General features: G+C 34.3%; 12 protein-coding genes. 11 read left to right on the forward strand and 1 reads right to left on the reverse strand.

All coding sequences use genetic code 11. The features are described 5' to 3' along the window. Positions 1-16: 16 nt before the first annotated feature. From JCM15579_RS21520 to JCM15579_RS12795, 7 genes are all read left to right on the forward strand, one after another. The gene (locus tag JCM15579_RS21520) at positions 17-292 is read left to right on the forward strand and encodes a response regulator (protein ID WP_245625895.1); all 276 of its coding nucleotides are present in this window, start codon (positions 17-19) and stop codon (positions 290-292) included. Between the two features lie 38 nt (positions 293-330). After that, positions 331-711, forward strand: coding sequence for a winged helix-turn-helix domain-containing protein (locus JCM15579_RS21525; protein ID WP_245625896.1), 381 nt, complete (start codon positions 331-333; stop codon positions 709-711). Between the two features lie 214 nt (positions 712-925). Beyond that, positions 926-1,291 carry a hypothetical protein gene (locus JCM15579_RS12775; protein WP_054720721.1) on the forward strand — a complete coding sequence of 122 codons (366 nt, stop codon included), beginning with the start codon at positions 926-928 and terminating at the stop codon, positions 1,289-1,291. A 106-nt stretch (positions 1,292-1,397) separates the two neighbouring features. Next, complete coding sequence (locus JCM15579_RS12780; protein ID WP_054720724.1) at positions 1,398-2,054, forward strand: beta galactosidase jelly roll domain-containing protein; 657 nt, start codon at positions 1,398-1,400, stop codon at positions 2,052-2,054. 17 nt (positions 2,055-2,071) lie between these two features. Next, positions 2,072-2,401 carry a hypothetical protein gene (locus tag JCM15579_RS12785; RefSeq protein WP_054720726.1) on the forward strand — a complete coding sequence of 110 codons (330 nt, stop codon included), beginning with the start codon at positions 2,072-2,074 and terminating at the stop codon, positions 2,399-2,401. A gap of 60 nt (positions 2,402-2,461) precedes the next feature. Continuing rightward, positions 2,462-2,809, forward strand: coding sequence for a hypothetical protein (locus tag JCM15579_RS12790; RefSeq protein ID WP_054720728.1), 348 nt, complete (start codon positions 2,462-2,464; stop codon positions 2,807-2,809). Continuing rightward, a complete protein-coding gene (locus JCM15579_RS12795) occupies positions 2,743-3,489 on the forward strand; it encodes a sugar-binding domain-containing protein (protein WP_157471466.1) in 747 nt (248 codons plus the stop codon). Before JCM15579_RS12790 ends, JCM15579_RS12795 begins: the two co-directional genes overlap by 67 nt. Positions 3,490-4,632: 1,143 nt before the next feature. Here JCM15579_RS12795 and JCM15579_RS20280 read toward each other — a convergent pair. After that, positions 4,633-4,926, reverse strand: coding sequence for a hypothetical protein (locus tag JCM15579_RS20280; protein ID WP_157471467.1), 294 nt, complete (start codon positions 4,924-4,926; stop codon positions 4,633-4,635). A gap of 597 nt (positions 4,927-5,523) precedes the next feature. Between JCM15579_RS20280 and JCM15579_RS12805 the strand changes: the two genes are divergently transcribed. From JCM15579_RS12805 to JCM15579_RS12820, 4 genes are all read left to right on the forward strand, one after another. Then, a complete protein-coding gene (locus JCM15579_RS12805; protein ID WP_054720734.1) occupies positions 5,524-6,147 on the forward strand; it encodes a hypothetical protein in 624 nt (207 codons plus the stop codon). Positions 6,148-6,701: 554 nt separating this feature from the next. Then, the gene (locus tag JCM15579_RS12810; RefSeq protein ID WP_054720736.1) at positions 6,702-7,544 is read left to right on the forward strand and encodes a hypothetical protein; all 843 of its coding nucleotides are present in this window, start codon (positions 6,702-6,704) and stop codon (positions 7,542-7,544) included. Positions 7,545-7,774: 230 nt separating this feature from the next. After that, positions 7,775-8,776 (forward strand): hypothetical protein, encoded by a 1,002-nt coding sequence (locus tag JCM15579_RS12815; RefSeq protein WP_054720737.1) that lies wholly within the window; start codon positions 7,775-7,777, stop codon positions 8,774-8,776. A gap of 217 nt (positions 8,777-8,993) precedes the next feature. Continuing rightward, positions 8,994-11,252, forward strand: coding sequence for an nSTAND3 domain-containing NTPase (locus tag JCM15579_RS12820; protein ID WP_054720739.1), 2,259 nt, complete (start codon positions 8,994-8,996; stop codon positions 11,250-11,252). The last annotated feature ends 15 nt before the right edge of the window (positions 11,253-11,267 follow it).

The raw sequence follows: 11,267 nt of genomic DNA on the forward strand, positions 1-11,267 counted from the left end.
TCAAATCATATAGAAAATGTATCCCATTTTAATAGTAGAAGACGAGCCCAGCATGTTAATGGGTTTAAAGGACAATTTAGAATTTGAATCGTACGAGGTGGATACGGCCGAAGATGGAGAAATTGGCTTGAATAAGATTATGGAGAACCATTACAGCCTGGTATTGCTTGATGTAATGCTTCCTAAAATTTCGGGATTCGACATCTGTAAAAAAGCCAGAGCCAAAGGCATTCAAACGCCAATTATCCTGCTTACAGCAAAGGGAGAGGAGATTGATAAGGTATTGGCTTAGAGCTGGGTGCCGATGATTACATTACCAAACCATTTGGTTTGAGAGAATTGTTGGCCCGAATCCGTGCGGTTTTGCGCCGCACTCAGGATGTATCGGCGAGTAAAGAGATTGAAAAAATAGAGCTTGGACGATTAAGTGTGGATTTTAAATCCTTCGAAGGCTTTGTTGAGGGAGAAGAGGTAAAAATGTCGCATAAGGAAGTTGAAATACTTCATTACTTGTGGAATCACAAGAATAGAACGGTTAGCAGAGATGATTTGTTGGATGAGGTTTGGGGAACCGAATATCAACCCACCTCAAGAACCATCGACAATTTTATATTGAAGCTGAGACAAAAAATAGAAGATGATCCAAATCATGCCAAAATTATTTTGACGGTGCATGGCGTAGGATATAGGTTGGTTAGCAATTGCGTTTGAAAAGAAAGCTTCTCTGGTATTATTTATTATTAATTGATCATTGTTCATTGTCTGTGACAACTTATGACAATTGCTGATTTTGCCGTGACACAAATGATGTAAAGTGGCCCTAATTTTACATTAGAAATTTAAGATTAGAAAAGAACGGAAGGCGCGCGATTCTGTTCCTCTAAAAAATTTCTAACCGAAATGTAAAAAACTAAAAAATAGGGTCATGAAAAGTTTAAAAATTACGATGATTGTTTTAGCATGTTTGCTAAGTGTGAATTTAGGAATGGCAAGTTCACCTGAAACAAAGAATATAGAAAAAGAAAAAAGCGCAGTTTTAAAGAAAATACAGAAAGTTGCTAGTCAAATTAGTTTTACCGACTATGTAAGAAGTGGAGAATCGGAATTGATCGTATTGCGATGCACTGTAAATGAAAACAATGAAGTGGTTGTTAGTAAGGTGATCGGTTTTGATGAAGAGCTAAAAGCAGCAATCCGTAAGAGGTTTGAAAATAAGAAGATCAAAACAACTGCAGCATTAAGTGGTGAAGAATTGGCATTGCGATTAAAGTTTGCAATCCACGAGAAATAATAACGGAATTCAGGTTAATCGAAATAAAAGTGAATAGCAATATAAAAATATTGGGTTTGAATAGGATTTTTTAATAGTCATTATCATAGCATTCTCATCGGGGAATGTGCTTGCCAAAGATTTGAAATCCTTGGTAAACCTGAAAGGATACTGGAAATTTACAATCGGGGATGATCCGGAGTGGGCCAGCCCCGATTACAACGATTCAAAATGGACAAAGGTGTTTGTGCCGGAATCGTGGGAACAAAATGGATTTCAGAATTACAATGGATATGCATGGTATCGAAAAAGTTTTACCATTATGGCTCCAAAATCGGCTCAGTATGTATATTTGAATATGGGATATATTGATGATGCCGACCAGGTGTATGTAAATGGAAAATTGGTAGGTGCATCCGGGCAAATGGGACCTGTTGCTCAAACGGCCGCTGCTATTCCAAGAATGTATCCTATCCCTAAGGACATTTTGAATAATGGAGGCTCCAACCTGATTGCGGTTCGGGTTTTCGATGATTACAATGAGGGTGGCATAACAGGAGGAGAGATTAACATTTCTTTCGATTCCGATCAGTTTAAAATGAATGTGGACCTTTCGGGATATTGGGATTTTGAAACCAGTATTCAGGTGGATCCAAAGCAGAAAAAAGTGATTACCCATCGTGACGGAAAGATTTTTGTTCCTGGTTTTGGGAAGCCAGGGGATACAATCTGCTTGACGGAAGAGCGATTTATACCAAAACTTTCAGCTATCCTGCCAATTTAAACAGCAAGGGGCAGGTATTGTTTGCCGGGGTAATTGATGATGTGGATGAGGTATATTTGAATGGTGAAAAAATCGGATCGTCCAGTCAATTAAAAAGAAAAAACAGGAGATATTCGTACATCTCTGACAATTACATACTCAGGGCATACGATATTCCCGATCATTTATTGAACCGAGGAGGGGAGAATACCATTGAAATCATGGTGAGAGATCATATGGGACCAGGAGGAATTTATGATGGACCGATTGGAATTACAGATCGTGAAATGGCAAGTCCTATCATTAATAAATCGATGAAAGACAATCGAAATTCATTCCAAAAGTTTCTGGATTACTGGTTCGATTGATAAAATAAAATACAAATGACACAAATTTCAAATTACCGTGTCAATAAAGTTATCTGAATAATGATTCAAACTTCAAACATATCATACCTACTAAGCAAGCTCAGCTTGATTCTGTTTCTTTCAATGAGTTCTGTAAGCTTCAGTTCTGCCCAGGATTTAAAAAAGGTAATGGATTTAAGCCATCGCTGGAAATTTTCCATTGGCGATAAGCAGGAGTGGGCCAATCCTGAATTTAACGATTCAGACTGGGAGTGGATCGATGTTCCATCAGCTGGGAAAACCAAGGTTTTCATGGTTATGATGGTTTTGCATGGTATCGAACGACTTTTAGTGCAAGGCAATTGCCCGACAAACAAGCTTTGTATTTGCAGTTGGGATACATTGATGATGTGCATGAGGTGTTTGTGAATGGCGTAAGAATCGGATTGTCAGGTAAATTTCCACCTCGATTTTCAACCGCATATAATGTTTTCAGGAGTTACAAACTTCCTGCTGATTTATTACAAGAAAACAATACCATTGCGGTGCGTGTGTACGACGCTGGAGGAGAAGGCGGGATTGTTCATGGAAACCTTGGCATCATGATGGATGTTGATGCAGTTCCATTAGATGTTGATTTGAGCGGAAGCTGGAAGTTTAAAATCGGCCAGTATGCACATGAAAATATTGACCAATTGGAAACTTGGGACAATATTATTGTTCCGGGAAACTGGGAAGATCAGGGCTATAAAAACTATGATGGCTATGCCTGTTATGCCTTGGAATTTAAACTGGAAGAGAAGTTTGTAAAAGACAGAATGGTACTGATTCTGGGAAAGATTGACGACATCGACCAGGTGTTTGTAAATGGCGTTCTGGTAGGACAGTCTGGCGAATTTAAACCACAAACCGTTCACGAACGATCCAATTCGTGGCAACAATTAAGGGGATATTACCTGCCTCAAAACCTACTAAGCAGCAGCGAAAAAAATACCATTGTAGTGCGTGTTTACGATGGATTGCAAGGCGGAGGAATCTACTCAGGTTCCATTGGTTTAATTTCTCAGGATCATTACATCCAATATTGGAACAAGAGAAGGAATAAGTGATGTTGGTGATGTATATGTCTGGCATCTTCAAGATGCTTGACATGTAAGGCAATGGTCAAAGTGTTAAATTTGAATCAATCCCCACGCTCACCCTTCACTTCCCTATAGGGAATTGCGCTCAGGATAAGCCTCTTTAGAGCCTGTCCCGACTATCCAGAAGAAAGATAGAATGAGGTGTTTGTTGTTCATCCCAAATCACCTCACCTTAATCCTCTGCTTGAGGATAAAAACAGCCCTTCTGGCTTGAAGACAAAGAAAACATTTCATTTTCGTCGCAGTAAACCATCCACTCCAATCAACAAAACCAGTTGCGACGAGTTATTGTAGAACCCAGTAACCCAGAGCGGCAGTCGCTTCGCTCCCTTCCCCTGGCTAGTATGATATTTGCCCTTCAGGCAAAAATTTTGGAACAAACGAAGAATTAAATGATGTTGGTGTGAATATGTCTAGCATCTCGAAGATGCTTGACATGTAAAGGAGCGCATGCTCAAAATCGATTGACCCAGGGCGGCCGTCGTTTCCACACCTTTCCCCTGGGCTAGTATGATATATGCCCTTCAGGCAAAATTTTGGAACAAACGAAGAATTAAATGATGTTGGTGTGAATATGTCTAGCATCTCGAAGATACTTGACATGTAAAGGAGCGCATGCTCAAAATCGATTAACCCTGGGCGGCAGTCATTTGCACACCTTTAACCCTGAGCCATATGACTTTTGCTTTTCAGGCAAAATTTAGGAATAAGAGAAGGAATAAATGATGTTGGTGTGAATATGTCTAGCATCTCGAAGATGCATGACATGTAAAGGAGCGCATGCTCAAAATCGATTAACCCAGGCGGCAATCGTTTCCACACCTTTAACCCTGAGCCATATGACTTTTGCCCTTCAGGCAAATGATAAAGAAAAGAATCTCAAAATTTTGAGAATAAATGTGCCGGCGCAAAAAGTACTTAAAACTAAATAATCATAATACTTGTGTAAAATCAAGTGATTTTCAAGATTTTTGATCTTGATTTAGCCCTCAAAATAAAAGCCTCCTTTTACTTTTTGTAATTGTTGAATAAAAGACCCAGATATCTCCATCTCGCTCAATACCAGTCACAGTGTGCTTTGACGTGATATTCAAGAATTGCAAGATGAGCTTATTCTTCGATTTTAATTAACAATAACTCGCGTGAGAGCTCGTCAAACGCGCGAAAATCATGCTCTCCCGCGCGTTTGAGCATCTCTCCCGCGCGGTGGAGCATGATTTTCGCGCGAAAAAAGTGCTCAACACAGCGAAATTTATCCATAAACGCACGAATATGATCAATTTTTTTGCGAATGAGGAGCTCCACCGCGCGAATGAGGAGCTTCACCGCGCGTTTGAGCAGGATTTTCGCGCGAATGAAGCCGTCAAACGCGCGGAAAAAGTGCTCCACCGCGCGAATGAGCATAATAAACGGGCGAAAAATGAGCGTAATCGCGAGAATTTTCTGAGCTTCCGAAAAGTAAACAATAAATAATTTTTGAGATTTTACCGCTATGATCGAAAAAAAATAAAGAGAGCAAGCCGAAAAAGCCTCATTTTTTTACCGAATGTGTGTTTGTCTTTAACAAAAGTTCAAGAATACCAATGAATTAAGGATAAATAGAATGTTTGTTATAATTTGTGCGATAATAAAAATATATGTTTTGAATGCGAAAGAGGTCATTTTCGCGATGATGCAAAAGTAATGGCTGGCTGTATTTTATATTATGAGAGAGGTGGGAGATAAATTGTAATTTTTTAAAAAATTCCTAATGTACAGAAAATCAGTGTTTAAAAATTAAACAAAATGATATAAATTAAAAATATTCTATTTTACATGGATTTTTTAAATAGAGCTGCTAACTTAGATATTGTCTTTTTGTATGAACATCATATGATGCAATTTATAAGAGTTTAATGTTAATATGAAATGTGATCATTGGCTCTTTGTTTTGACTTTATAGGTGTCATATTAAAAGGGAAGTAATAAGGAATCAAATATGTTTAAATAAAATTTACAATTATGGTTTTAATAAAAAAACGTTATGACTTTATTAAAGGGAATGTAAAAGAGTTTAGACAAGCTTGTTTAAACTATATTGCGAAAATTCAGATTCATGGCCCAACACTGGGAATGACTGAGGAGGAGATTGCAGCAGAAATTGCACGCATTAACAAACTATTGGCTTTGATGGATGCCAGGGATCAGCTTGAAGTGCAATTGAAGGCTGCAGTGAAGGAAGTAAATGTAGAGAAGGATGATTTCGTGAAATACATTCGTACTCGTAGAGATAAAGTTCGTGAAAATCCAGCTTGTACCGAAGCCATGTGGATTGATTTGGGTTTTAATACTACCTATGCAAACGAGGATTCAAGCAATTTGGTTCCTGAACTTAAGGCAAGTGTCGAAGCCGAATACCCTGTGTTAAAATGCCAAAAACAATCTACCGATGGTTGGAAAGTATATTCACGTATTAACGGAAGCGGACAGTTTCAACTGCTTGGGGTATCAACCACAGGGAAGTATATTGATGCACGACCAAAGGCAGATCCCGAAAAAAGCGAAAGCCGCGAGTATTACCTCTTTTTTATGCTGAAAGACGAGGTGGTTGGTCAAAAATCAAATATCGTAGAATTGGTGCTGTAGCCCTTTGATGCATCCCTGCAAAGAAAGAGGGTGTCCAAAAAGTTCAATAGTATTGTCATTCTGAGTCAGCGAAGAATCTGTCCTTTTCATTAACAGATGTTTCACTTCATTCAACAGGATATTGTATTCGATTGAACTTACTTTTTGGACACCCTCTTTGTTTCGTTGCCCCCACAAACACCAGCACAAGAATAAATGATGTGTATTTCCCTTAAAATTTATTACTGTAAAATGTTTTGATTGAAGATAATTGTTTATAAATTTGAGTTTATCACCAATGAAAATGGTGTATTGGATTGGAACAAGGAACAGATTTACCTTACATACAAAATATTTTAGGCATGGTTCGAGTAAAACAAGAGAGATTTATACTCATTTTGCAAAAAGCGAGATTTCTAAGTTTAAAAATCCAATAGGTGATATTTTTAATAACTCTACCTAAAGGTTGGGTTAGCCAACTATATTAGTGGAGTAAACAAACTTATATAATCAAAATAAACCAACTAGGTTGGGTTAGCCCAACGTTACCGCCAATACCAAAAAGATAATCCATTATGAACAAAGCACTGATGTCACCTGAAACGAAATTAAGACTACTGACAAGTACTGAGGAAAAATTAAATGATATAACTAGTGATATTGATAACATTAGAAAGCTTATCAAAAAAGCTGAAGCAATTGATACTTTTTTAAAGAAGGAAAATATCAATGCTAGCTTTAATAATTTACTAGATCTTTTAGAGTTTAGGTTATTTATTGGGATTTTAACTTTAGACTTGACTTCAGCAGTTAGAATATATTTGAATGCAAAGTTTCAATATGAAGGGGTCTTTTCGGCAAGACAAATAGTCGTAATTATCAATGAAGGATATAAGAAAATATACAATTTTGTAACTCTAAGTGATAATGGTGTTGCAAAACTTAAGAACAGAAATAATTCATTTTGGGTAAAAGAAATTGGTGGAATTATTGACAATGATTTACCTCATTTAAATGTGCACTATAATGACATATCACAAAAATTAGACGAATATTTTAATGTAAATTTCAGTTCTCTAAAGGAATTACGTGACCTATCCATACACTATGGAGAAACAGCAAAGGATAAAAGTCCTGTGAAAGTTTATGACATGATTGTTAAAATGGATATTGAAGAAACATTTCTTAAAATGATCCCTTTTATGGAAATATTAAATGAAATGTTTTTATTCACTCACATATTAGTTACTGAATACCAAAAGAAAACTGATAACCAACAAGAGAAGCAAAAAAACATGTTAACAGGGATGATTGAACAGCTTCTAAATTTAAGAAATGATAAAAATGCAAGTATAATAAATGGTCACATTGAAAAATTACAGCAGATACATAGCATGTTCAGTCCCAACACAGATTAGTTAATAGTCAGCAAGGTACAGGCGGTAACAAAAGCTATATTTCATGGGCGGTGATTAGCAGTTTGAATGTTTAGTACAATTAAGAAACACCAGCAAGCCAATTAAATGGGTTTGTTCAAAATATATAGGAAATTTAATAGGCTTGCTTATTTGGAGGTTTGATAAGACAACTGTTTTAATCGCCCACGAAACAAAGCAAGCCCGTTACCGCCAATTAAAAAAGAGACAGCATGGACACTATAATTGTAAATAATCAGATTTATCCTCTTAAGTTAGATTCAATTAAAGTGAATTCTGATTTTACTATGATTGTAAACGAATTAGATTCATTACGCTTACAAAGCAAAGAGGATTTTAAGGAATTAAACAATACTATTCAGATTGCTCATCAAAAAGACAACTACTTTGATAATGTTTCCAATGATGCACTATTCACAACGATTACAACAATATTAGTATTCTCGCTTGGTGTCTTTATAAACATTCTGATTAAATGGATTGAAAGATTAAGAAATAAGAAAAGTATTAGAGTTTTTGTAAAGCAACATCTTGATAAAATTATTGATTCGTTTTCAACAAATTTACAAGGGGCTTATTCCAAAATTGCCAATGGCACAACAATTGACACTGGGATAACTTTGACTCCACCGAAAATATTATCAAATGATTTTCAAAGAATATTACATTTAGATTCGAAGGAACTTTTTAGCTCTATCAAGAAAAAGAAAGAGTTATCAAATGTTGTTAGCCAAATTGATTTCTTAAGTAATCTAATACCAGAAGTTCAAGAATACCATGCCAATGCATTGGCAGGCAGCAATAAATTTCGGGATAAATTGAATACAGACTTAAATAAATATATGGATGCATTGGCTGATTTTGTTGACTTTGAAAAAGAGAATACTAAGGATTATGAAAATACTGAACCTTACAAAACAATCAATGATTCGATAATTAAGTTTTATAATGAAATTTCGGGTAAACGTGAGTTGCAGAAGTTCTATGACGAAATACTTCGCCCAAATCAAGAATATTTAGTTAAGTCAAATCTGTTTAGAACTCATGAGATAGGAAAATTAATCGCTAACCTTGGAAAAGATTTATCTCATTTGTTTAATGACTTGTTGAATTTGACAACGGAATTTAAAGATCAATATTCTGAATTCTCTGGACTAATAAAAGATTCAACGACGTCTTTGAAAGATAATATGGACAAAATTAACTGGCGGTAACAGTGCATAATAAAACATAAGGGCGACAGCGATTTACGAAAGGTTTGCATATTAGATTAGCCCCGCCAAATCTACGATTTGACGGTTTGTTTTAAAAGACTAAATTTGTGTCTAATCGTAAATTTGGCTCAGTGCAAACTGGAAACTTAAGAGCATTGAAATCCCTTACGTTTCATATGCCAAACGTTGGCGTTCATTGTAAAAAAAGACATTGCATATGGCAAATTATGATTTTCAAAATATATTATCTCCATTAGATTTTGAATATTTGACTAGAGATTTACTCTCCGCTGACTTAAAAATAGAACTAACTGCATTCGCAGAAGGTAAGGATGGTGGAGTTGATTTAAGATATTCAGATAACAAAAAATCATCAATAGTAGTACAATGTAAGAGGTCAAAAAATATTACCAAGAGTCTTCTTGAGGAAGAAGCTAAAAAACTAAAAAAACTAAAATTTGATAAATATTACTTTGTTGTTTCATGCAATTTAAGTGTCAAAAAGGTTGACCAAATTAAAGACCTATTTAAAGATTGGATTGAAGGTGATAAAAACATTTATTCAAGACAAAGATTAAATCAGTTATTAGATAAATATCCAGAAATACAGAGGAAACATTATAAGCTTTGGTTAAATAGTTCAAAAGTATTTAATGTTATTATTAATCAACACTTGTTTGAACGTTCAAAAGCATTAATTTCTAGCATTCAAAAATCTTATAAATACTACGTTAAAAATAATAGTATTAAGGTTGCATTAGATATACTGAATAGACATCAATTTCTTATTATAAGTGGAATACCTGGCATAGGTAAAACAACCTTGGCAAAACTTCTCTTGTGGGAATATTTGCAGAAAGATTATGAAATAATCGAGATACGAAAGATTTTGGAAGGCGAACAAATATTAACTGAAGAAAGCAAGAGTAAACAAGTTTTTTATTTTGATGACTTTTTAGGTGAAAATTTTCTTAAATATGATGTAATAGAAGGTCGTTCATATGACTTGGTTCAATTTATAAATCGAGTTATGAGTAATAAGAATAAAATTCTCATTATGACAACACGAGAATATATTCTCACTCAGGCAAAGGAAAAATACGCTAAGCTTGATACTGATGAATTAAACATTCACAAATATACCTTAGACTTAAATACTTACACGAAAAGAATAAGAACACTCATCCTTTATAATCATTTATATTATTCGGATGTTAGTCTCGAACATATTAAAGAATTAATTAATAATAAGGTTTATAAGAAAATCATTAACCATAAAAACTATAGTCCTAGGATTATTGAACAAATGACTATTAAATTGGCAGAAACAGAACCTGATAAATATGCCAATTCATTTTTAGAAAACTTAAATAATCCGTTTGGTATTTGGGACAGGGCTTTTAAAGCAGAAATTTCTGAAGGAGCAAAATATACTTTGTTTATTTTACTATCAATTGGTCGTCCTATCTTTATCTCTGAAATTAAAGAAGCGTTAGACTTTTTTTATGTAACAATTGCTCTTAAGCAAGGAATAAATTTTAGACCAATAGATTATAGAGATTATATTAAGGAATTAGAAGATTGCTTTATTAAAACAAATTTAACGGATGAAGGAACTCACTTTATTGATTTTCAAAATCCATCAATAAAGGACTTTCTATTAGAACTCATAAAGCCTGACAAAGATTTGTTGATTGCATTAATTGAATCTTCTTTCTATTTTAATCAATTTGCATATACCGTAAATTATCTATGTGAAAGATTCAGAAAGGATAACAAATTAAACAAGATAATCTATAAACATTTAACCTCAAGATACGATGAATTTAAAAACACATATACAATTTTCTATGGCATGGAATTGCGAGAGACATTAAAGGAAATTGACAAAATAGATTCCTTAAAAAATTACTTGAAAGAAAGTAAAAATGCCTTAATGGAAGACTTCGTTATAAAAAAGTTTGAATCAATTGATTCAAAAAAGTTGTTTCACCATGATGAAAAAAAATATCTATCATTTTTTAAAGATTTTAAAGATAAAATAAAAATTGGATTTAATGATTTATTTTCTAGCACTTTAGCTAATATCGATTGGTTTGGAAATGTGAAAAACTTTTTAATACTAAAAGAAATTTCAACGGATTTTGACAACCTTGTAAAATCAAATCAGATTGAAATTGATAATAAAATCTCGAATGCTATAAATAAGGAAATTGAATATAAAGATTCTAAATCATCTTTAGAAAATTTGATATCTGAATTAGATGAAGAGATTGATAATATTGGTGCTTTTTCAAAAGTCGATTTTCATTCATTTACTCAAGATATTCAAGATAAGATTGAAAGTATTGATAATGAAGTAGACGAAACATCTGAAAAGGAAACGGTTGAGACAGATGATTTTATAGAAACAAAGAAGGAATCAGAAGATAAGTTTAACGAAGAAGAGTATTTTAATATAGAAATGTTTGAATAAACAACGAAACGCCAA

Origin of the sequence: Marinifilum fragile JCM 15579, from assembly GCF_001310955.1 — a bacterium.
GTDB classification, from domain to species: Bacteria; Bacteroidota; Bacteroidia; order Bacteroidales; family Marinifilaceae; genus Marinifilum; species Marinifilum fragile.